The 22891-nt window shown below is 63.2% G+C and carries 19 protein-coding genes and 1 pseudogene; 7 read left to right on the top strand and 13 right to left on the bottom strand.

The window, feature by feature from the left end; genetic code table 11:
- Window positions 1-42 precede the first annotated feature (42 nt).
- On the top strand, window positions 43-1971 hold the full coding sequence (locus B2J86_RS01625) for an acyltransferase family protein (RefSeq protein ID WP_173024567.1): 1929 nt from the start codon (window positions 43-45) through the stop codon (window positions 1969-1971).
- Window positions 1972-2020: 49 nt separating this feature from the next.
- On the opposite strand, the pseudogene B2J86_RS01630 reads toward B2J86_RS01625, so the two are convergent.
- Both B2J86_RS01630 and B2J86_RS01635 read right to left on the bottom strand, forming a co-directional pair.
- Window positions 2021-2482: pseudogene (locus B2J86_RS01630) on the bottom strand (transposase); the annotation flags it as partial.
- 92 nt (window positions 2483-2574) lie between these two features.
- On the bottom strand, window positions 2575-3714 hold the full coding sequence (locus tag B2J86_RS01635) for an acyltransferase family protein (RefSeq protein WP_371736018.1): 1140 nt from the start codon (window positions 3712-3714) through the stop codon (window positions 2575-2577).
- 421 nt (window positions 3715-4135) lie between these two features.
- Between B2J86_RS01635 and B2J86_RS01640 the strand changes: the two genes are divergently transcribed.
- Window positions 4136-5314 (top strand): VanZ family protein, encoded by a 1179-nt coding sequence (locus tag B2J86_RS01640; protein ID WP_173024568.1) that lies wholly within the window; start codon window positions 4136-4138, stop codon window positions 5312-5314.
- Here the strand turns inward: B2J86_RS01640 and B2J86_RS01645 are convergent.
- The 10 genes from B2J86_RS01645 to B2J86_RS01690 form a co-directional block, all read right to left on the bottom strand.
- A complete protein-coding gene (locus tag B2J86_RS01645; RefSeq protein ID WP_173024569.1) occupies window positions 5311-7143 on the bottom strand; it encodes an acyl-CoA dehydrogenase in 1833 nt (610 codons plus the stop codon). The two genes, B2J86_RS01640 and B2J86_RS01645, sit on opposite strands and share 4 nt — an antisense overlap.
- A gap of 111 nt (window positions 7144-7254) precedes the next feature.
- A complete protein-coding gene (locus B2J86_RS01650; RefSeq protein ID WP_173024570.1) occupies window positions 7255-7761 on the bottom strand; it encodes a PaaI family thioesterase in 507 nt (168 codons plus the stop codon).
- A gap of 2 nt (window positions 7762-7763) precedes the next feature.
- Window positions 7764-8939, bottom strand: a complete 1176-nt coding sequence (locus B2J86_RS01655) for an acetyl-CoA C-acyltransferase (RefSeq protein ID WP_173024571.1) — start codon at window positions 8937-8939, stop codon at window positions 7764-7766.
- 74 nt (window positions 8940-9013) lie between these two features.
- Window positions 9014-11113: a 3-hydroxyacyl-CoA dehydrogenase NAD-binding domain-containing protein gene (locus tag B2J86_RS01660; protein ID WP_173024572.1), complete on the bottom strand. Its 2100-nt coding sequence runs from the start codon at window positions 11111-11113 to the stop codon at window positions 9014-9016.
- A gap of 104 nt (window positions 11114-11217) precedes the next feature.
- Window positions 11218-11913, bottom strand: a complete 696-nt coding sequence (locus B2J86_RS01665) for an ABC transporter ATP-binding protein (protein WP_173024573.1) — start codon at window positions 11911-11913, stop codon at window positions 11218-11220.
- A gap of 1 nt (window position 11914) precedes the next feature.
- Window positions 11915-12697: an ABC transporter ATP-binding protein gene (locus tag B2J86_RS01670; protein ID WP_169634421.1), complete on the bottom strand. Its 783-nt coding sequence runs from the start codon at window positions 12695-12697 to the stop codon at window positions 11915-11917.
- 3 nt (window positions 12698-12700) lie between these two features.
- Entirely contained in the window at window positions 12701-14023 is a 1323-nt protein-coding gene (locus B2J86_RS01675; protein WP_173024574.1) for a branched-chain amino acid ABC transporter permease, read from the bottom strand.
- 4 nt (window positions 14024-14027) lie between these two features.
- Window positions 14028-14981 (bottom strand): branched-chain amino acid ABC transporter permease, encoded by a 954-nt coding sequence (locus B2J86_RS01680; RefSeq protein WP_169167817.1) that lies wholly within the window; start codon window positions 14979-14981, stop codon window positions 14028-14030.
- 71 nt (window positions 14982-15052) lie between these two features.
- A complete protein-coding gene (locus B2J86_RS01685; RefSeq protein ID WP_169167816.1) occupies window positions 15053-16288 on the bottom strand; it encodes a branched-chain amino acid ABC transporter substrate-binding protein in 1236 nt (411 codons plus the stop codon).
- Window positions 16289-16422: 134 nt separating this feature from the next.
- Window positions 16423-18060, bottom strand: a complete 1638-nt coding sequence (locus tag B2J86_RS01690) for a 3-(methylthio)propionyl-CoA ligase (RefSeq protein ID WP_173024575.1) — start codon at window positions 18058-18060, stop codon at window positions 16423-16425.
- 176 nt (window positions 18061-18236) lie between these two features.
- Here B2J86_RS01690 and B2J86_RS01695 point away from each other — a divergent pair, with 176 nt between their 5' ends.
- The 5 genes from B2J86_RS01695 (at window position 18237) to B2J86_RS01715 (ending at window position 21827) form a co-directional block, all read left to right on the top strand.
- Window positions 18237-19718 carry a YdiU family protein gene (locus tag B2J86_RS01695; RefSeq protein ID WP_169634424.1) on the top strand — a complete coding sequence of 494 codons (1482 nt, stop codon included), beginning with the start codon at window positions 18237-18239 and terminating at the stop codon, window positions 19716-19718.
- Complete coding sequence (gene msrB / locus B2J86_RS01700) at window positions 19715-20128, top strand: peptide-methionine (R)-S-oxide reductase MsrB (RefSeq protein WP_169167813.1); 414 nt, start codon at window positions 19715-19717, stop codon at window positions 20126-20128. Before B2J86_RS01695 ends, msrB begins: the two co-directional genes overlap by 4 nt.
- 25 nt (window positions 20129-20153) lie before the next feature.
- The gene (locus B2J86_RS01705; protein WP_169167812.1) at window positions 20154-20708 is read left to right on the top strand and encodes a septation protein A; all 555 of its coding nucleotides are present in this window, start codon (window positions 20154-20156) and stop codon (window positions 20706-20708) included.
- Window positions 20705-20974 (top strand): BolA family transcriptional regulator, encoded by a 270-nt coding sequence (locus B2J86_RS01710; RefSeq protein ID WP_169167811.1) that lies wholly within the window; start codon window positions 20705-20707, stop codon window positions 20972-20974. The genes B2J86_RS01705 and B2J86_RS01710 overlap by 4 nt, the downstream gene beginning before the upstream one ends.
- 67 nt (window positions 20975-21041) lie before the next feature.
- Complete coding sequence (locus B2J86_RS01715) at window positions 21042-21827, top strand: peptidylprolyl isomerase (RefSeq protein WP_169167810.1); 786 nt, start codon at window positions 21042-21044, stop codon at window positions 21825-21827.
- Window positions 21828-21903: 76 nt separating this feature from the next.
- Here B2J86_RS01715 and B2J86_RS01720 read toward each other — a convergent pair whose 3' ends face one another.
- Window positions 21904-22689, bottom strand: coding sequence for a heparan-alpha-glucosaminide N-acetyltransferase domain-containing protein (locus tag B2J86_RS01720; protein WP_206041805.1), 786 nt, complete (start codon window positions 22687-22689; stop codon window positions 21904-21906).
- Between the last annotated feature and the right edge of the window lie 202 nt (window positions 22690-22891).

Here is a 22891-nt window from a genome sequence, read left to right on the forward strand (position 1 = left end):
CGATTGAAGATCAGCCATCCTTAACATGTATGCGGGCACCCTATGAAATATAGACCTGAAGTAGACGGACTCCGTGCAATAGCAGTTCTCCCTGTCATAGTTTTTCATGCTGGCTTTCAATTATTCAGCGGCGGTTTCGTTGGCGTCGACGTATTCTTTGTAATCAGTGGATATTTGATTACTTCAATCATACTCGCCGAGAAGAAAACGGGCACGTTCAGTCTCATCAATTTTTACGAACGCAGAGCCAGGCGGATATTGCCGGCACTCTTCACAGTCCTTGTCGTTTGCTTACCTTTTACGTGGGCATGGCTGCTGCCAGAAGACATGATTAGTTTCTCACAAAGCTTGATGGCCGTTTCTGCTTATATTTCAAATATTTTATTTTGGCGTACCAGCGGCTATTTCGAGACCGCAGCCGAATTGAAGCCTCTACTTCATACGTGGAGTTTGGCAATTGAGGAACAATACTATTTTTTATTTCCAATTTTCTTCGTGGCAATTTGGAAATTAGGCAAAAATTGGGTTTTTGCCATACTTGCAAGTCTTGCCTCTCTAAGTCTGGCGCTCGCACAATGGGGATCAATTTTCAATCCCTCCGCTGCATTTTATCTTTTACCGACACGCGGATGGGAGCTGCTAATTGGTGCCCTCTTGGCAATCTACTCAACAGAAAAAAATCGCTTTCATCCAAACAGAATACTCAGTGAATTCGGCAGTCTGCTCGGCATCCTGCTGCTTATATACGCAATATTTAAATTCAACAACGAAACCCCATTTCCCAGCTTTTACACACTAGTCCCAACCATTGGAACCGCCCTTATTATTTTTTGCGCCACAGAGCAAACGACAATCGGAAAAATACTAAGCCACAAACTACTGGTCGGAGTCGGGTTGATTAGCTACAGCGCCTATCTATGGCATCAGCCGTTGTTCGCCTTTGCACGCCACAGAAGCCTAACCGAACCCAGCAAACTACTTTTTACTGTATTGGCGATGCTTACCTTAGGGCTGGCCTACTTCACTTGGAAATATATTGAAATACCTCTCAGGAACAAACACAATTTCAGCCGCAGAAAAATATTTCTATACAGCGCTTTAGGCAGCTCCTTATTTCTTTCTTTTGGATTAATAGGGAATTTTAACGAAGGATATCCAAATCGCCTTCCTAAATCTCTTGCGCTTACGGAAATAGAACTACCCAGAATTGACAACGGCTGGTGCTTCTACAGCATTGACAACCTAGGCTATTTAAAAGTCGGCGCTGACGGCGTAAATTGCTGGCTCGGAAAAAAGTCGTCAAACGTAAAAGGCATTTTATTCGGAGATTCTTTTGCTGGACAATACGAACCCTTCTGGGACAAAACCGCCAACGAACTGAATGCAAGCATCAATGCCATCACAACAAACTGGTGTTTTCCGAGCATGAATGAGGAATTCACTGGAAAAACCAGCAGTCGGGCACTGAAGCAGTGTTTTTATAACAGAAAATATTTGATTGAGAATATTTCAAATTACGATTTTGCCGTTTTAGGCGGAAGCTGGGGCAGCGTTTTAGAACAAAAAAAAATGGATGGGGTTCTGCAATTAATAGACAAGCTCGCACCGAAGGTACGAATTGTTATCTTGATGGCGAGCCCAAAGCATTTTGAAAACGACATCATGAAATACTATAAAAAAAGCATGTGGTTTGATGGCAAATTTGACATCCCAAAAGCCACAAACCAAAGAGACAAAAATACGCTCAAGGCGAACGAAATTTTAGAGGGGTTTTCAAAAAATTACACCAATGTTTTATTTATAGACAGAGATTCAATTTTTAATTCCGACGGAAAACCTTCCGATTTAACCAATGAAAATTTACCTTTCAGCTTAGAAGGAGCACATATAAGCATTTATGGATCAAAAGCCGCCGCAGCAAACTTTTTACTGTCAAAAAAATACTCTTATATCAAGAAAGCATTACATTGATAAACCCTGACCCAGGGGCGCTCTGCACGATTCCCCGGTTTGGTGAGCCTTACGCTCCCTGCACACGCACCTGTCCCGCAGCCAGTAATTTTTTGCCTGGCCATCCACAGGTTGGACAGCGCAAACAGCGTGACGATCTGCGCCGTGTTCTTCTTCAGCCCCGGTAGCGCACTTTCACGTACTCGAAGTACTGCTGGAGCACCCGAAATGGGTGTTCCACCTTGACTCGAATGCCAGCTCTGGTGCGCTCCAGTTGATCGATCAGTGCGTCCACGGGTGTGTCCTTGCCAGCGCACGGCGCAGACCCCGTGGCCAGGATTTGCTCAGCCAGCTTATGGCGCTCCAGCAGATGCCGAAAGCGCAGGATGCTTGACTCGCTGGGGATGTATTCGCCCCAGTGGAACAGCCCCGCGAAGTCGCGGAATGCGGACACGTCGTGCAGGGCCTCTTCCATTGCGGTATCGCTGACCTTGAACCACCGCTGCATGAAATGGATGCGCAGTCTGATTTCCGAGCTCGCTTGCGACAGTCGAGCCATGAGGCGCCGCTCTGGCCCCACAGAACAGGGAGCAATTTCCCAACGCTAGGGGTGGCTCGCAGCGGTCAGAGCAGTGCATCTGCCGTGGTGCGGCACCCTGCCTTGGTTGGCCTTCCTTTTCCCGCCCTGCCGCAGGCATGCGCGGGCACGGGGGCGCCGCGCGCGTTGCCGTGTTGCGCTCCATCGCGGTAACGCATCGCCCAACGCTCCAGGGTATGGAACGACAGCGCGGCCAGCGCCGTGGAAATCAGCAGCCCCAGCACCACCACCACGGGCCAGGCATGGTCCGCGCGCAGGTAGCGCACGACAGGATAGTGCCAGAGATAGATGCCATACGACAGCGTGCCCAGCTTGACCAGGGCCGGCGCGCTCAGCATGTCGTACACCAGGCCGGAGCGCTGCTGCACGGCCGCCAGCAAGACGACGGCAGCCATCTCGACCACCGTGATGCCCCACACCATGGCGCTCTGGTTGTCCCAGTCCAGCGCCATCAGCAGCGGAATGGCCAGCGGCAGCCACATGGCGTAGTGCATGCGCGCGCGCAGCTGCTGGAGAAAGCCCGGCTTTTCGATCGCCAGCGCCGCGAGCAGGCTGCCCATGAGCAAGCCCGAAACGCGGGTGTCAAAGCGGAAGAAAATTTCGTAGAACTGCTGGCCCTGCACCACCCAGAACACGCGCCACAGCCAGGCCAGCAGGCACAGCAAGGCGATCGGGCGCCACACAGCCCCGGGCTGGGCCGAGCGCAACAGCAGCACCAGCAGCGGGGGCCAGACCAGGTAGAAATGCTCTTCCACCGACAGCGACCATATGTGCAGCAAGGTGCCGGGGCTGTCAAAAAAGGCGATCCCGTAGTCGGCCAGGTACAGGAGCGACACCAGGGCGTCCTGGTGGATGTCGTCCAGCTCCGGCCACAACAGCGGCGCCACCACGCAGTAGGTGGCCAGAAACAGGGCCAGCGCCGGCATCAGGCGAAAGAAGCGGCGCCGGTAAAAACGCCAGTACTGGATCCGCCCCTGAGACCGGTATTCGAGCAGCAGCAGCGAAGTGATCAGAAATCCGCTGAGCACGAAAAACAGGTCGACCCCCAAAAATGCCCCCTCGAACAAGGGCACATGCGCGTGCGACAGCAGCACCAGCACGATCGCCACACCGCGCAGCCCGTCGAGGGCGGGGTTGTAACCGAGCTTGAACTCTTTCAATACCAAATCTGCAAACCTTTCCGGGTCCATTGCGTGTATGGCAGACCCGCCAGAACCAGGGTTTACACCCATGGTCGCGGTGCATTCTAGGGTCGTGGCACGCGGCAGCGTTCCAGGCCACGCCTGAGAATCCGCCAATGCGCCTGCGAACGCTGCCGCGCTGGCGCGCGCCATTGCATGGCGTAAGCAAGCGTACGATCTCCTGTGGTGCGCCAGGCAGGGCCAAGCGTGCGCCACGCAGGCTGTGCATGCGGGCACGCGCCGCAGGGTGTATCGGATGCAAGGAACTGCGACGCCGCCATGCAGCGGCGGTTTTTTCGCCGAGACATGGCTCTGGCCCCAGCCTTGGCCGACCCAGGCAATTCGCCATGGCGTGGCCAATATGGTGTGATGTGCAATTCAAAGATCAGAGACCCGCATGAAAAGCATGGACGTTCGCTCTCGCAGCTTCGCGGTCGCGGTGGGCCTGGTGTGGCTGCTCATCGTGTATGGCTCGCTATACCCCTTCCAGTGGGACTTCGCCGCGCCGCAGGCCTTCATCTGGAGCGGCCGCATTGGCTTGGTGGACCTGATCGAAAACATCCTTTTGTTTTTGCCGCTGGGGGGGCTGCTGGGCTGGGCCGCCCAAGGGCGTCTCCGCCGCTGGTGGTTTTTCGCCGGCTGGTTCGGGGTGGCGCTGGTGGTGGCAAGCACGCTGCAATGGCTGCAGAAGTACCTGCCGCGCACCCCGGCCTTGTCGGACGTTCTCTTCAATATGGTGGGCTATGTCCTGGGCTGGGGCGCAGGCTGCGTTGCGCGCTGGCGCGTGGGGCACCTGCTGGTCCGGCACCAGGGTTGGGCCGGTGCAGACCGGTTCGCGCTGGTGCTGATCGCGCTGTGGTGGCTGGCCGAGCTGTATCCGCTCATCCCGACGTTCGATGTCTCTTCGGTGGCGCAGAACGTCAAGTCGCTGTGGCAACTGGACCTGTGGCAGCCGCGGCGCATGCTGCTGCACGCCGGCATGGCGGTGATCGGTGCGTCGGCCGTCGCGCACCTGGCGCGCACCGCCCAGCTCGCGCACCGCGCGCGCGCCGTGGCCGGGGTCGCCGCAGCGGCGGTGCTGGCAGGCAAGTTCGTGGTCGTGGACCAGTCACCGGGCATGGCGGTGGTGCTGGGGATTGCCGGCGGCTGGCTTTTGTGGCGCTGGATGGATCCGTGGCCTCCCGGGCCGCGGTGGGCCGCGACCGCCTGGGTGGCCTTGGCCACCTACCTGCTCGACGCGATCTGGCCCTGGGCGTGGCGCACGCCGCCGGCCGACATGGCCTGGATGCCGTTTGCGTCGTCGCTGTCGACCTGGGTGCAGTCAGCGATCTCGGCGCGCGCGTTTGAATGCCTGTGCTTTGGCGGGATCCTCTGGAGCACGGTCCGCAACGGCGCCTTGCTCGGGGGCATGACCGTCTGCACGGCGGTGCTCGCCTTCGCATGCGAATGGACGCAGCGCTATTTGCCGACACGGACCGCTGAAATCACTTCGGTCGTGCTGGCGATCGGCATGGGCTGGCTGCTGTCCGCCTGCACCGCGGCGCGCCCAATCCACGCCCAGCGGCTGCGCGAGCGCAGTGCCTAAAAGGCCGCTTCGCTGAGCGCGGCGCAGGTCATGTCGCGGCGGTTCACCACGTCCAGCCAGGCCGTGATCTTGGGCAACTCGTAATGGTAAAAATAGCGTGCAGCGCCCACCCTGCCTTCGCTTGAAGCTATTGAAAGCGTAGCATTCGCGCGCAGCGTGGCCAGCGCCACGTCGAGCCAGATCCAGGCCAGCACTGTGTGGCCGAAGGCCTGCATGTAGGGCACGGCATTGGCCAGGGCCTCGGCGGGGTTGCCGGTGGCCCAGGCGGCCTGCGTGGCGGCGCCCACCTGCTGCAAGGCGCCGCCGAGCTGCGCCGCGTACGCTGCCAGCTCGGGCACGGCGGCGGCCTGCGCCATCGTGGCCTGCATGCGCGCGGCCAGCATTTGCAGGCCCCGGCCGCCCTCCATCAGCACCTTGCGGCCCAGCAGGTCGGCGGCCTGGATGCCGTGCGTGCCCTCGTGGATCATGTTCAGGCGGTTGTCGCGCCAATACTGCTCAACCGGAAAGTCGCGCGTGTAGCCATAGCCGCCGTGGACCTGGATGGCCAGCGAATTGGCCTCCAGGCAGAACTCGCTGGGCCAGCTTTTGGCAATCGGCGTGAGCACTTCGAGCAGCAGGCGCGCTTCGTCGGCGGCCTCGGGCTCGCCGGTGTGCTGCTCGTCCACCAGGCGCGCGCAGTACAGGTTGAGCGCCAGCGCTCCCTCGCCATAGCTCTTCTGCGCCAGCAGCATGCGGCGCACATCGGCGTGTTCGATGATGCGCACCTGCGGCTGCGCGGCGTCCTTGCCGCCGGCGCCCATGGGGCGGCCCTGCGGGCGGTTCTTGGCGTAGTCGAGGCTGGCGTAGTAGCCCGCCAGGCCCAGCATGGTGGCCGCCATGCCGATGCCGATGCGCGCCTCGTTCATCATGTGGAACATGCAGGCGAGGCCCCTGCCGGCCTCGCCCACCAAATAGCCCACGGCCCCCGCCCTGCCCTGCACCGGGTACTTGCCTTCGCCGAAGTTGAGCAGCGTGTTGGTGGTGCCGCGCCAGCCCAGCTTGTGGTTGAGGCCCGCCAGCGCCACGTCGTTGCGCACGCCGGTCAGGTGGCCCTCGGCATCGACCAGCTTCTTGGGCACGATGAACAGCGAGATGCCGCGCGTGCCCGGCACCAGCTTGCCGTCGGGCCCCGGAATCTTGGCCAGCACAAGGTGGACGATGTTCTCGGACAGCTCGTGCTCGCCCGACGAAATCCACATCTTGTGGCCCGTGATGCGGTAGCGCGGGCCCAAGGGATCGGCTTTAAAGCCTTCCCCATCGGGCACAGCGCGCGTGGCCACGTCGCTCAAGCTCGAGCCCGCCTGCGGCTCGGAGAGGCACATGGTGCCCGAGAAGCGCCCCGAGAACTCGTTGAGCGCGAACACCTTCTTCTGCAGCGGCGTGCCATGCACCATGAGCAGGTTGGCGTTGCCCACGCTCAGCAGGCTGGAGCTGATGCTGATCGAGGCCAGCGCGAAGAAGGCATTGGCCGCCGCCTCGACGGTGTAGGGCAGCTGCATCCCGCCGATGCCGTAGTCCTGCGCGGCGCTGAGCATGCCCGAGGCAGCGTAGGCGTCGTAGGCGTCTTGCGTCGCCTGCGGCAGCATGACGCGCTCGCCGTCGAACTGCGGCTCCTGCGTGTCCACCGTGCGGTTGAAGGGCGCGTACTTCTCGCGCGCGATGCGCTCGCAGGTGTCGAGCACGGCATCGAAAGTCTCGCGCGAATGGTCGGCAAAGCGCTCGCGCTCTTGCAGTTTCTCGGCCTGCAGCCACTGATAGAGCAGGAATTCAAGGGTGGGACGCAAGCGCATGGGGTTTCAGCAAAAATTGGCCTAAACGCTTGTGCAGCAAGCGCCTTAAGCTATTAAATGAGGAGTAACAAAGCGGGGTTGCGCCATGGCCTGGCCTGCCCGTGAAAGCTGTCAGCGCGCTGGGCCCGGCGACGGCGGTGTTTCGGCACTGCCGCGCGGCGGCAGCGCGGCAATCGTGCCCTGCGCCATGGCGCAGAGCGTTTCCACGCCGTCCTGCAGCACGAACACGTCGCAGCGGCACACGGCCTGGCTGCGGCTCTGGTGCACGGCTTCGGCGCGCGCGATCAGCCGCTCGCCCACGGCGGGGCGCAGGTAGTTGATCTTGAACTCGGAGGTCACCACCGGCACCCGCAGCGCCGTGCCACCCGCGTAGGTGAGCGCGTTGTCGGCCATGTAGCTGAGCACCCCACCATGCGCGAAGCCATCCTGCTGGCGCAGTTGCGCGGTCAGGGGCAGGTGCAGTTCGCACCGCCCGGGAGCCAGGGCGTGCAGTTCGGCGCCGATCAGCACGCTGAAAGGCTGCGCCGCCAGCACTTCCCGGCCCATGGCCAGGAAGACCTCGGGCGTGACCGCGGCTTCCGGCCGGTCGTCGGCGTGGGGCGCGGCGTGCCTGCCCATGGCTACAGCACCTCGAAGATGCCGGCCGCGCCCATGCCGCCGCCGATGCACATGGTCACGCAGACCTTCTTGGCACCTCGGCGCTTGCCTTCGATGAGCGCGTGGCCCGTGAGGCGCTGGCCGCTCACGCCGTAGGGGTGGCCCAGGGCGATGGCGCCGCCGTTGACGTTCAGGCGGTCGGCCGGGATGCCCAGCTTGTCGCGGCAGTACAGCACCTGCACGGCGAAGGCTTCGTTGAGCTCCCACAGGTCGATGTCCTGCACCGTCAGGCCCAATTTTTTCAAAACCTTGGGCACGGCGAACACGGGGCCGATGCCCATCTCGTCGGGCTCGCAGCCGGCCACGGCAAAGCCGAGGAAGCGGCCCAAGGGCTTGAGACCCTTCTTGCTGGCGTAGTCTTCGCTGGTCAGCACGCAGGCGCCGGCGCCGTCGCTGAACTGGCTGGCGTTGCCGGCCGAGATCAATCCGCCCGGCAGCGCCGAGCGCAGGCCGTGAATGCCCTCGAAGGTGGTGCCTTCGCGCGTGCCTTCGTCGCGGCTGACGGTGACTTTTTTGGTCGTCAGGCCCATCACCTTGTCGGCCACGCCCATGGTCACTTCGATGGGGGCGATTTCGGCGTCGAACAGGCCGGCGGCCTGGGCGGCGCAGGCCTTCTGCTGGCTGGCGGCGCCGTACTCGTCCATGGCGTCGCGGCCGATGCCGTAGCGCTTGGCGACCTGTTCGGCGGTCTGCAGCATGCTCCAGTAGATCTCGGGCTTGGCCTTGGCCAGCTGCAGGTCCTGCAGCATGTGGGTGTTCATTTCCTGCTGCACGCAGGAGATGCTTTCGACGCCGCCGGCGACGAACACATCGGCCTCGCCGGCAATGATGCGCTGCGCGGCCATGGCAATGGTCTGTAAGCCGGAAGAGCAGAAGCGGTTGACGGTGGCGCCCGACACGGTGATGGGCAGGCCCGCGCGCAAGGCGATCTGGCGCGCGATGTTGGCGCCCGTGGCGCCTTCGGGCGTGGCGCAGCCCATGAGCACGTCGTCGACATCGGCCGAGTCCACGCCGGCGCGCTGCACGGCGTACTGCACGGCGTGGCCGCCGAGCGTGGCGCCGTGCGTCATGTTGAACGAGCCCTTCCAGCTCTTGGCAAGCGGCGTGCGGGCGGTGGAAACAATCACTGCGGAGGTCATGGGGAATCCTTTCGGGGGTGGGCGCCCCGCGGGCGCGGCCAGCGGCCTGCGCGTGCGGGGTGGGTGCACATCGGTCAGTTGAAGGTTTTGCCTTCGGCAGCGAGCCGGGCCAGCAGCGGCGCGGGCTGCCAGAACTTCGCGTCGTCGAGCGGGTTCTGCGCAAAGCGCTGCATGGCCTGCACCACGTTGAACAGGCCGACCTCGTTGGCGTAGTTCAGCGGGCCGCCGCGGTAGATGGGAAAGCCATAGCCAAAGATGTAGACCACGTCGATGTCGCTGGCCTTGTTGGCAATGCCCTCTTCCAGGATGTGCGCGGCCTCGTTGACCAGGCTAAACACCAGGCGCTGCACGATCTCTTCGTCGGAAATCTTGCGCGGCGTGATGCCGAGCGCGGCGCGGTGGTCCTCGATCATCTTCACGACTTCGGCGTTCGGAATGGCATCGCGCTTGCCGGGCAGGTAGTCGTACCAGCCAGCGCCGGTTTTCTGGCCAAAGCGGCCCTTCTCGCACAGCAGGTCGGCGGTCTTGCTGTACTTCATGTCAGGCTTTTCCTGGTAGCGGCGCTTGCGGATGGCCCAGCCGATGTCGTTGCCGGCCAGGTCGCCCATGCGGAACGGTCCCATGGCCATGCCGAACTTTTCCATCGCCTTGTCGACCTGCTCGGGGGTGCAGCCTTCGTCGAGCAGGAAACCGCCCTGGCGGCCGTACTGCTCGATCATGCGGTTGCCGATGAAGCCGTCGCACACGCCCGAGACCACCGCCGTCTTCTTGATCTTCTTGGCCATCGCCATGACGGTGGCGAGCACGTCCTTGGCGGTCTTTTCGCCACGCACCACTTCGAGCAGCTTCATCACGTTGGCGGGGCTGAAGAAGTGCAGGCCCACCACGTCCTGCGTGCGCTGGGTGAACGATGCGATCTTGTCGACGTCGAGCGTCGAGGTGTTGCTGGCCAGGATGGCGCCAGACTTCATGACGGCGTCGAGCTGTTTGAAAACGGCTTCCTTGACGCCGAGTTCCTCGAACACGGCCTCGATCACGAGGTCCGCGTCCTTCAGGTCGGCATAGTCGAGCGTGGTCGTCAAGAGGGCCATGCGCTGCTCGTACTTGTCCTGCTTGAGCTTGCCCTTCTTGACCTGCGCTTCGTAGTTCTTGCGGATGGTGGCGATGCCGCGATCCAGCGCTTCCTGCTTCATCTCCAGCATCTTCACGGGGATGCCGGCGTTCAGGAAGTTCATGGCGATGCCGCCGCCCATGGTGCCGGCGCCGATCACGGCCACGCTCTGAATGCTGCGCTGGGGCGTGTCGGCGGGCACATCGGGAATCTTCGAGGCCGCACGTTCAGCCAGGAACAGGTGGCGCAGCGCCCGCGATTCGCTCGTCCACATCAGGTTGATGAACAGTTCGCGCTCATACGCCAGGCCATCGGCAAACTTGCGCTTGGTGGCCGCCTCGACGGCGTCCACGCACTTGAGCGGCGCCGGGTAGTTCTTGGCCATGCCCTTGACCATGTTGCGCGCGAACTGGAAATAGGCGTCGCCTTCGGGGTGCTTGCACGGCAGGTTGCGCACCAGGGGCAGCGGGCGCACGGCAGCGATGCTCTGCGCAAACGCCAGCGCCTCGGCGGCCAGCGCCTCGGGCGAGGCCGCCATCTTGTCGAACAGCTTCTGGCCGGGCATCGAACCGATCAGCTCGCTCTTCACGGTTTCGCCGCTGACGATCATGTTCAGCGCGGCCTCGACGCCCACCACGCGCGGCAGGCGCTGCGTGCCGCCGGCGCCCGGCAGGATGCCCAGCTTGACCTCGGGCAGCGCCACGCTGCAACCGGGCGCGGCCAGCCGATAGTGGCAACCGAGGGCCAGTTCCAGGCCGCCGCCCATGCACACGCTGTGGATCGCGGCCACGACCGGCTTGGTGGCGTTCTCGATGGCGGCGATCACGGCGTGCAGGTTGGGTTGCTGCAGCGCCTTGTCGGTGCCGAATTCCTTGATGTCGGCGCCGCCCGAGAAGGCCTTGCCCGCGCCGGTGATGACGATGGCCGCCACCGCGGCGTCGGCCTGGGCACGGTCCAGACCGTCCACGATGCCCTGGCGGGTCGACAGACCCAAACCGTTGACGGGCGGGTTGGCCAGGGTGATCACGGCAACGTCGCCGTGGACTTGGTATTCAGCGGTCATGCTGTTGTTCCTTGCGTAGTGATAAAAGAACGGTCGTGCGTTTTTGATTGTAGGGAGTTTTGTCCGCCCTGCCCTTGCCGTTTTGTCCCACCCGGGACAACTGCTCAAACCTCCAGCCACTCCTTGCGCACGGCGTCGTTGGCGCGCAGGCCGTCGGGCGTTCCATCAAAGACGATGCTGCCGTGGCCCATGACCAGCGCGCGGTCGGACACCTTCATGGCGATGGTGAGTTTTTGCTCGATCAGCAGCACCGAGATGCCGCGCGCCTTGATCGCCTGCAGGTACTGGCCGACCAGTTCGACTATTTTTGGTGCCAGGCCCTCGGTGGGCTCGTCGATGATGATCAGGTCCGGGTCGCCCATGAGCGTGCGGCACAGCGTCAGCATCTGCTGCTCGCCGCCCGACATGACGCCGGCCTCGGTGTGCTGGCGTTCCTTGAGGCGCGGGAACATGGCATACATGTCATCGAATGACCAGCGGCTGCCCTTGCCATTGCCCTTTTGGCCCAGCAGCAGGTTCTGGTGCACCGTGAGGTGGGGGAACACGTCGCGGCTCTCGGGCACATAGCCCAGGCCCGCATGGGCGATTTCGTAGGCCTTGCGTCCCGTGAGCGGCTGGCCCTTCCATTCGATGGCGCCCTCCCAGTCCACGAGGCCCATGATCGCCTTGGCCGTGGTCGAGCGGCCCGACCCATTGCGCCCGAGCAGCGCCACGATTTCGCCCGGTTGTACGTTGAAGCCCACGCCATGCAGCACATGGCTTTTGCCGTAGTAGGCGTGGAGGTCGTGGATGTGCAGCATGTCAGTGGCCCTCCGGCTGCTCGTCGGCCACGGCCGAGCCGAGGTAGGCCTCTTGCACGCGCGGGTTGGCGCGCACCTTCTCAGGGTTGTCGAAGGCGATGACCTCGCCGTACACCACCACCGCGATCTTGTCGGCCAATCCAAAGACCACCCCCATGTCGTGCTCGACCGTGAGCAGCGTGCGGCCCTCGGTCACCTGCTTGATCAGCTGGATGAAGCGCGTGGTCTCGCTGCGGCTCATGCCGGCGGTGGGCTCGTCGAGCAGGATGACGTTGGCGCCGCCGGCGATGGTGATGCCGATCTCGAGCGCGCGCTGTTCGGCATAGGTCAGGTTGACGGCCAGCACGTCGCGCTTCTTGTCCAGGTGGATCTGCTCCATGAGCTGCTGCGCACGCGCGTTGGCGTCGTGCAGGCCCGCAAGCAAACGCAGGAACGTGTACTTGTAGCCCAGGCTCCAGAGCACGCCGCAGCGCAGGTTCTCGAACACGCTGAGCTTGGGAAAGATGTTCGTGATCTGGAAGCTGCGCGACAGGCCGAGCCGGTTGATCTCGAACGGCTTCTTGCCGTCGATGCGCTGGCCGTTGAGCAGCACCTGCCCGCTGGTCGGCGCAAAGCGCCCGCTGATGAGGTTGAACAGCGTGGATTTGCCCGCGCCATTGGGGCCGATGATGGCCACCCGCTCGCCCGGCCGAACCGCCAGGTCCGCGCCGCGGATGATTTCTGTCTTGCCGAAGCTCTTGCGCAGGTCGCGCAGCTCCAGGGCAAAGGGTGCGTGGTCTGCCATGGTTTACAGCGCCTCCCCACGCTGGATCGCATGCTCTATTTCTTCCTGGATGCGGCTCCACTGGCGCACGAACCGGCGCCGGCACCATTCGAACATGGCCATGCCCACGAGCAGCACGGCACCTGCGCCCAACCAGCTGGTCCACGCGGTGGCATTGATCGTGGTCCCCAGAAACCGCAGCTCTGGCCCCATCGCCGCGTTGAGTTGCAGGTGGTAGGTCATCTCGACCATGCAGGCCGCGCCGAGCACCGCCACCAGCGCCGTTGCGGCCAACGCCAGATAGGTCATGGTGAGACGCCCCAGCTTCCCGTAGCGGGCCACGCGCAAATTCATCATGATCAGGCTGGCAATGCCCCCGGGCGCATACATCACCATGAACAGGAAAACCAGGCCCAGGTACAGCAGCCAGGCCTTGGACAGCTCGGACAGCAGCACCGAGGCCAACACCAGCAGCACCGCGCCGATGATCGGCCCGAAGAAGAACGTCGCACCGCCGAGGAAGGTGAAGAGCAGGTAGCCGCCCGAGCGCACCACACCCACGCTGTCGGCGCCGGTCACGATCTCGAAGTTGATCGCGGCGAGGCCGCCGCCAATGCCGGCAAAAAAGCCCGCGATGATGAAGGCGAAGTAGCGCACGCGCTGCGTGTTGTAGCCAATGAACTCGACGCGCTCGGGGTTGTCGCGCACGGCGTTGAGGATGCGGCCCAGGGGCGTTCCCGTGAAGGCGAACATGGCGGCGGTGCAGACGAAGCAATACGCCGCGATCAGGTAATACACCTGGATCGCCGGGCCGAAGCTGATGCCCAGGAACCCTTTGCCGTAGACGCGGTCGGTGGTGATGCCGCCCTCGCCGCCGAAGAACTCGGGGAACATCAGCGCCATCGAGGCCACCAGTTCGCCAATGCCGAGCGTGATCATCGCGAACGTCGTGCCCGACTTCTTGGTGGTCACGAAGCCCAACAGCACCGCAAACAGCATGCCTGCCAAGCCGCCGACGAGCGGGATCAGCACCAGCGGTATCGGCAGCGTGCCCTTGCCCGCCAGGTTCATGGCGTGGATGGCGATGAACGAGCCCAGGCCGGTGTAGACCGCATGGCCGAAGCTCAGCATGCCGCCCTGGCCCAGCAGGATGTTGTAGCTCAGGCAGATGATGATGAGGTAGCCCATCTGCGAGAGCATGGTCAGGGCCAGGCTGCTCGTGAACAGCAGGGGCGAGACGATGAGCAGCAGCGCAAACAGCGTCCAGACGACAAATCGGCCCACGTTCCAGGGCCGGAAACGGTAGGCGGGCACGGCGCGCGGATCAGGGGGTGTGGATGGGGTCATGGCATCAGTCCTCCCGGGTGCCCAGCAGGCCCTTGGGGCGGAAGATCAGGATCAGCACAAGGAACAGGTACGGCAGGATCGGCGCCACCTGCGACACCGTGAGCTTGAGCAGCGGCCAGCCAAAAGTGCTCTCGGACACCGCCACGCCCAGCCCCTGCAGCGCCTGCGCGAGCGAATAGTCGATCGCCACGGCGAACGTCTGCAGCAGCCCGATCAGCAGCGAAGCGAGGAACGCCCCGGCCAGCGACCCCATGCCGCCCACCACCACCACGACGAAAATGATGGAGCCGACCGAGCCCGCCATGGCCGGTTCGGTGACATAGGTGTTTCCGCCAATCACACCGGCCAAGCCCGCCAGCGCGCAGCCCCCGCCGAACACCAGCATGAATACGCGCGGCACGTTGTGGCCGAGCGCCTGCACCATCTCCGGGTGCTTGAGCGCCGCCTGGATCACCAGGCCGATGCGCGTACGCGTGAGCAGCAGCCACACCGACAGCAGCATCAAGAGCGCCACCAGCATGATGAAGGAGCGCGACTTGGGAAATTGCGTCCCATACAGCGTGAACAGCGGCCCCTGCAGCTGCGTGGGCAGTCCGTAGGGCACGGTGGAGCGCCCCCACACCAGCTGCACCAGTTCCAGGATCAGGTACGACAGGCCGAACGTGACGAGCAGTTCGGGCACATGGCCGAATTTGTGCACGCGGCGTAGGCTGTAGCGCTCGAACAGCGCGCCCAGCACGCCCACGGCCAGCGGCGCCAGCACCAGCGCCGGCCAGAACCCGACGACGCTGGAAATGGTATAGGCCAGGTAGGCCCCGAGCATGTAGAAACTGGTGTGCGCGAAATTGAGCACGCCCATCATGCTGAAGATCAGCGTGAGGCCCGAACTCAGCATGAAAAGCAGCAACCCATAGCTGACGCCATTGAGCAGCGAGATCACGAAAAACTCTGGATTCATCGAAAAGCTTCGTCACAGGGGTAAAAAAAAGGCCCGAGGGGTGTCGGGCCTCGTGCGAGCGCGCAGCGCGCTCAGGAAGGGCGCTTCATCTGGCAGGACGTGGGCGTGCTGGCCACGTAGGGCTCGAAATACTTCACTGGCGCCAGCGTGTAGCCGGTGTTCTCGGGCGAGTAAGGGTATTTGGCGCTGGCCTTTTCCCACTTGGTGATGTACAGACCCTGCTGCAGCTGGTGGTCGGCCTTGCGCATTTCCACATCGCCGTTGTAGCTCTTGAACTTCATGCCCTCGAGCGTCGCTGCCACCCTGGCGGGGTCGGTGGACTTGGCGCGCACAAAGGCCTCGACCAGCGCGTCATACACCGTCTGTATGTCGGTGGTGTAGAGGTCATCGTTGAACTTGGCCTTGTATTGCGCGGCCAGCTTGCCGATGTCGCCACCCATGTTGTAGTGCCCATAACCCACCTGATAGACCTTGCCGTCCGATGCCGCGCCCATGGCGGTCGGCGTGCCGGTAGTCACCGCGTAGTAGGTATAGAACTTGACATTGTTCAGGCCCGAGTCGTTGGCTGCCTTGATCAGCAGCGCCAGATCGGAGCCCCAGTTGCCGGTGATCACAGTGTCGGCGCCCGACTGCTTGATCTTGGCGATGTAAGGCGCGAAGTCGCGCACCTGCGCCAGCGGGTGCAGGTCGTCGCCGACGACCTGCACGTCGGGGCGCTTGTGCTTGAGCATGTCCTTGGCGAACTTCGAGACCTGCTGGCCGTGCGAATAGTTCTGGTTGATCAGGTAGACCTTCTTGACCTCCGGCAAATCCTTCATGTAGGTGGTGAGCGCTTCCATCTTCATCGAGGTGTCGGCGTCGAAGCGGAAGTGCCAGTAACTGCACTTGCTGTTGGTCAGGTCGGGGTCCACGGCGGCGTAGTTGAGGTAGACCACCTCCTTGCCGGGGTTGCGCGCATTGTGCTTTTCCAGCGCGTCGATGATCGCCAGCGCCGGGCCGGAGCCGTTGCCCTGCACCACATAGCGCGCGCCCTGGTCCATGGCCGAGCGCAAGGCGCTGGTGGTTTCCTGGGGGCTGAGCTTGTTGTCGATGCCGATGATTTCGAATTTCACCCCGGCCGCGTTTTTCTTGTTGACCTCTTCCGCCAGGAACTGAAAGCTCTTGAGCTGGTTGGTGCCCACAGCGGCCATGAGACCTGAGAGGGGATCAAGCCAGGCAATCTTCACGGTCTCGCCCTTTTGGGCAAAAACGCCTCCCGCGCTCGCCAACATGATGGATGCCGCTACTGCCTTGATAGCAAATCTCATTGTCAGATCTCCTGGTGAATCAACAAAAGGCAGCGTACCGTGCCGTGCCGAGCGCGCCGCTCAGGGAATGCCCCTAGCCGCTATCGCCCGCGCGACTGCCTGCTGCGCCCGCCCGGGCGCAGCAGGCCGAGGCCTCACACGCCTGGCAGTTGGTAGTCCTTGAGCACTTCGCGCAGCTTGACCTTGAGCATCTTGCCCGTGGCGCCCAACGGAATCGCATCGACGAACACCACGTCGTCCGGAATCTGCCATTTAGCGGTCTTGCCCTCGTAGAACTGGAGCAGCTCCTCGCGCGTGGCCTGCATGCCGGGCTTGAGCGTCACCGCCACGATGGGGCGCTCATCCCACTTGGGGTGCGGCATGCCGATACACGCAGCCATGGCGATGGCCGGGTGGCCCATGGCGATGTTCTCGATGTCGATCGAGCTGATCCACTCACCGCCCGACTTGATCACGTCCTTGCTGCGGTCGGTGATCTGCATGAAGCCATCGGCGTCGATGGTCGCCACGTCACCGGTCGGAAACCAGTTGCGGCCCTGCGCGTCGGGCACCAGCGGGCTGTCACCTTGGTAATAGGTGTCCAGGATCCATGGTCCCCGCACCAGCAGGTCCCCATAGGTCTTGCCATCCCAGGGCAGTTCCTTGCCGTTGCCATCGACGATCTTCATGTCCACGCCATAGATGGCACGCCCCTGCTTTTGCAGGATCTTCATCTGCTCGTCCTTGGGCAGGGACAGGTGTTTGTTCTTGAGCGTGCACAGCGTGCCCAGCGGACTCATCTCGGTCATGCCCCAGGCGTGCAGCACTTCGACGCCATAGTCGTCCTGGAAGGCGGTGATCATGGCCGGCGGGCAGGCCGAACCACCGATCACCGTGCGCTTGAGGGTGGAGAACTTCAGACCCGTGGGCTTGAGGTGGGAGAGCAGCATCTGCCACACGGTGGGCACGCCAGCGGCATAGGTCACCCCCTCGGCCTCCATCAGTTCGTAGATCGACTTGCCGTCCATGGCCGGGCCCGGAAACACCAGCTTGCAGCCCGTGAGCGCCGCCGAATACGGAATGCCCCAGGCATTGACGTGGAACATGGGCACCACGGGCAGTACGGAGTCGCGCGCCGACAGGCACATCACATCGGGCAGGGCCGCCGCATAGGCGTGCAGCGTGGTCGAGCGGTGGCTGTAGAGCGCCGCCTTCGGATCGCCCGTGGTGCCGCTGGTGTAGCACATGCTCGACGCGGTGTTCTCGTCGAACTGCGGCCACACGTAGACGCTTGGGTGCCCGCCGATCCACTCTTCGTAGCTCGCCAGGCCGGGAATGCCGCTGTCCTGCGGCAGCCGGTCGGCATCGCACAGCGCCACCCATTTTTTCACCGTAGGGCATTTGGCGTGCACGGCCTGCACCAGCGGCAGGAAGCTCAGGTCAAAGCACAGCACCCGGTCTTCGGCGTGGTTCATGATCCAGGCGATCTGGTCGGGGTGCAGGCGCGGGTTGATGGTGTGCAGCACGCGGCCCGAGCCGCTCACGCCAAAGTACATCTCCAGGTGGCGGTAGCCATTCCAGGCCAAGGAGGCCACGCGGTCGCTGAACTGCAGCTGCAGCGCATCCAGCGCATTGGCCAGGCGCCGCGAGCGCGCCGCCAGGTCGCGGTAGGTGTAGCGGTGGATGTCGCCCTCGACGCGGCGCGAGACGATCTCGCCGTCGCCGTGGTGGCGTTCTGCAAACTCGATCAAAGACGAAATCAGCAGCGGCTGATCCTGCATCAAACCCAACATAGGTGCTCCTTGAATAATTGGTCGCTACAACAAACGCCGTCCCAGCGTTTTTGCCAGGCCACAGCCGTGCTGGCGTGCGCCGCAAGCGTGTGCATTGTGGCCCCTGAAACCCCCTCCCCGCGAGACCGCTTGGCCCTGCAGGAACTGGGCCTTGTCGTCTGCGGGACAATGTTCCGATGACACAGCTTGCCGACCGCACGACCACCCTGGATGCGGGGTTGACCTGGAACAACGCCTTTGCCGGGCTGGGGCCCGAGTTCTTCACGCGCCTGTCGCCCACGCCGTTGCCGGCGCCGCACTGGGTGGGCCGCAGCGACGCCGCGGCCCACGCGCTGGGCCTGGACCCGGAGTGGTTCCAATCCGACACGGCTCTGCAGGTGTTTGCCGGCAACCGCACGCTGCAGGGCAGCGACCCGCTGGCCAGCGTCTACAGCGGACACCAGTTCGGCGTCTGGGCCGGGCAGCTTGGCGATGGGCGCGCCATCCTGCTGGGCGAAACGGCCGCCGGCCTGGAGGTTCAACTCAAAGGCAGTGGCATGACGCCGTATTCGCGCATGGGCGATGGGCGCGCCGTGCTGCGTTCGAGCATCCGCGAATTCCTGTGCAGCGAAGCCATGCACGCGCTCGGCATTCCCACCACGCGCGCGCTGTGCGTGGTCGGCTCGCCCCAGCCCGTGCGGCGCGAAACCACCGAGACCGCGGCGGTGGTCACGCGCACCGCGCCCACCTTCATCCGGTTTGGGCATTTCGAACACTTTGCGTCGCGCAACCTGCTCGGGCCGCTGCGCGCGCTGGCCGACCATGTGATCGACCGCCATTACCCCGAATGCCGCGACACACCGCACTACGGCGGCAACGCCTACGCTGCGCTGCTCCAGGCCGTGACCGAGCGCACGGCGGACCTGGCAGCGCACTGGCAGGCCGTGGGGTTTTGCCATGGCGTGCTCAACACCGACAACATGAGCATCCTGGGCCTGACCATCGACTATGGCCCGTTCCAGTTCCTCGACGCCTTTGAGCCCAACCACGTCTGCAACCACAGCGACACCCAGGGCCGCTACGCCTTCAACCGCCAGCCCAACGTCGTCTACTGGAACCTGTTCTGCCTGGGCCAGGCGCTGCAGCCGCTGATTGGCGAGCCCGAAGTCGTGGTGGCGGCGTTGGAGCCCTACAAGACGCGCTTTCCGGCCGAGCTGATGGCACGCCTGCGCGCCAAACTCGGGCTGCGCCAGGCCACGGAGGGCGACGGCGCCACCATGGACTCCCTCCTGCGCCTGTTGGCCGACAACCGCGTCGACTACCCCATCTTCTGGCGCCGGCTCTCGCATGCTGTGGCGCAAGGGCAGTTCGAGCCGGTGCGCGACCTGTTTGCCGATCGCGCCGGATTTGACCAGTGGTTGCTCTCCTATTCAGAGCTAACAGCGCAGACTGGTAGTGCGTTTGATGCCGATTTGATGCTCAAAACCAATCCGCGCTATGTCTTGCGCAACCACCTGGCCGAGCAGGCCATCCGCGCCGCGAAACTTGGCGACTTCAGCGAACTCCAAACCCTGCAGCGTCTGCTGGAGCGCCCGTTTGACGAGCACCCCGGCCATGAGGCCTATGCAGACTTCCCGCCCGACTGGGCATCCACCCTCTCCATCAGCTGTTCATCATGAGCTTTTCCATCCAGAAAACCGAGGCCGAATGGCAGGCCCTGCTCCAGGGCAAGGGCGCCGAGCCTGGCGCGCTGCAGGTCACGCGGCACGCCGCCACCGAGCGGCCTTTCACCGGCAAGTTCAATGCCCATTGGGCCGACGGCAGCTACCACTGCGTCTGCTGCGGCGCCAAACTGTTCGACTCGGCCACCAAGTTCGACGCCGGCTGCGGCTGGCCCAGCTTCTCACAGGCCGTGCCCGGGGCCATCTCTGAAATCACCGACCGCAGCCATGGCATGGTGCGGGTCGAAACCGTGTGTGCACAATGCGGTGCGCATCTGGGCCACGTCTTTGAGGACGGCCCCGCCCCCACGGGCCTGCGCTACTGTATGAATTCCGCGTCGCTGGACTTTGAGGCGGGCGGATCCTGAAACGTTTTCCACTGCCCCTGGCGCCATGAAACTTCTCATCGACTTCTTCCCCATCATCCTGTTCTTTGCCGCCTTCAAGGCCTGGGGCATCTTCACCGCGACCGCCGTGGCGATTGCGGCCACGGTGCTGCAGATCGGCTACCTGCGCTTCAAGCACGGCAAGGTGGAGCCCATGCAATGGCTGAGCCTGGGCGTGATCGTGCTATTTGGCGGCGCCACCCTGCTCTCGCAGAGCGAGACGTTCATCAAATGGAAACCCACGGTGCTGTACTGGCTGATGGGCGGCGCGCTGCTGGTCGGGCAGCTGGTGTTTCGCACCAACCTCATCCGCCGCCTGATGGGCACGCAAATGGACCTGCCCGAGGCCGCCTGGCGTGCCGTGAACTGGAGCTGGGCCGGTTTTTTCGCCGTGATGGGCGTGCTCAACCTCTGGGTGGCCTACCACTTTGACACCGACACCTGGGTCAACTTCAAGCTGTTTGGCGGCATGGGACTGATGTTCGCCTTTGTCATTGCACAGGCGCTGTACCTGGGCCGCTACGCCAAGGACACCGACACCTCCAACAAGCCCCAGCCATGAACACCGAAGCCATCACTGCCTCTGCCATGGAGCACAGCCTGCGCGCCGCCCTCGCGCCCACCGCCCTGCAAGTGCTCGACGAAAGCCATGCCCACGCCGGCCACGCCGGCGCCAACGGCACCGGGTTTGGAACCCATTTCCGGGTGCGCGTGGCCTCACCTTTGTTTACCGGTTTGCCCCGCGTGCGGCAGCACCGCCTTGTGTATGATGCGCTGCAAGAATTTATTGACCGCGGCGCCCATGCCATTGCCATAGAAATTCTCTGATCTGGCCCCCATCTTTTCCGCTCGCCGGCCGTCAGCCTGCAGCCCATTTCTCTTATTTGGATTCCACATGAAGAAACAGCTTCTGTCCGGCCTCGTGGCCGCCGCCTTGCTGGGCACCGTGGCCATGCCCGTTTTTGCCCAGAACATCGCCATCGTGAACGGCAAGCCCGTTCCCAAGGAGCGCGCCGAAGTGCTCAAGCAGCAGGTCGAGCGTTCAGGCCGTCCGGTCACGCCAGAAATGGAAGGCCAAATCAAGGAAGAAGTCATCGCCCGCGAAATCTTCATGCAGGAAGCGCAAAAGCGCGGTCTCGAAGCGTCGCAGGACTACAAGGCGCAAATGGAACTGGCGCGCCAGACCATCCTGATCCGCGAGCTGTTTGCCGACTACCAGAAGAAGAACCCCGTTACCGACGCGGAAATCCAGGCCGAGTACGACAAGTTCGTCGCGGCCAACGGCGGCAAGGAATACAAGGCCAGCCACATCCTGGTCGACAGCGAAGACGAGGCCAAGGCCATCATCGCCTCGATCAAGAAAGGGGCGAAGTTCGAAGACCTCGCCAAGAAGAAGTCCAAGGACCCAGGCTCTGGCGCCAAGGGTGGCGACCTCGACTGGGCCAACCCCAGCAGCTATGTCTCTGAGTTCACCGAGGCCCTCATCCAGCTCGACAAGGGCAAGATGACGCAGACGCCCGTGAAGAGCCAGTTCGGCTGGCACGTGATCCGCCTGGACGACGTGCGCCAAGCGCAGCTGCCCAAGCTCGACGAAGTCAAGCCCCAGGTGGCCCAGCAGCTGCAGCAGCAAAAACTGGCCAAGTTCCAGGAAGATTTGCGCGCCAAGGCCAAGGTCGAATAAGGCGTTCGTCGCGGGCCAGCTCGCGGCAACTGCCCACACTCTGCAAAGCGGCTTCGGCCGCTTTTTTGTTGCACGCTCAGGCCGTGCGGCCCAGCACCCAGCCTGCGGCCATCAATGCGCCGATCAGCACGGGCTGGTGCAGCATGTAATAGCTCAGGCTCCAGCGCCCCAGCACCGCAAGCGGGCGCAGGGCGGCAAACACATCGCCCTGCAGCCATGCCGGCCTGCGCTGCAGCAGCCATTGCCCCGCAGCCATCCCCCACCACACCACGCCCAGCCATGGAAAGACGGGCACATAGTCTTCGGTGTAGGGTTTGCGTGACACCAGCCCAAGCCAGTTGAGGCTGCGGGCATTCATGGGGCCGGCGACATCCGCCAGCGGACCCGCAAGTGCCCATTGGGCCAGCCAGGGCAGCGCCAGCGCCACGGTGCCGGCAAACCACAGCGCGCGCCCCCAGCCCGCCGTGCAGCGTGCCACCAGCAGCACCACCACCATGGCATGCAGCACGCCAAAATAAATGAAGCTCTGCGGAAACATGGCGAACGAGCCCGCACTGACCAGCAAGGCAGAGCCTGCGATCTGCGCCCAGCGCCGCCCAAAACGCGGCCATCCCTGCCCCTGGTGCACGGCAATGGCCTGCCCCAGTCCGGCGCAAAAGAGGAACATGCTGACGATGGCGGTGCGTTGCCAGGTCCACCAGGGGTCGGTGCGAAAGTCTTGCGGCCAATAGCCGAAGTGGCTGAGGTCAAAACAGGCATGGAAGACCGTCATCCACAGCATCGCCGCACCGCGCAGCGCATCCACCCGGTCAAAGCGGCGACGCGGCGCTGCGGGGCCGGGTTGGGTCTGAAAAGGTATCACGGATACAGAAAAGTGAAACAGGCACAGCCCATGATGCCAGGGCGCACACACCGACCTCTCCGACCTTGCGCGTCGACGCCCTCAAATCGATGGCATGCCAGCGGCGACGGCCTTGGTTTGCGCGCGACAAGTTGCGGCGCGTCGATCTGTGTCGCAGGGCACGCGACCAGCGCACGCAGGACCTGCCTTGCGGCAGTGCGGC

The organism is Acidovorax sp. SRB_14 (assembly GCF_012932145.1).
Lineage (GTDB): Bacteria > Pseudomonadota > Gammaproteobacteria > Burkholderiales > Burkholderiaceae_C > Simplicispira.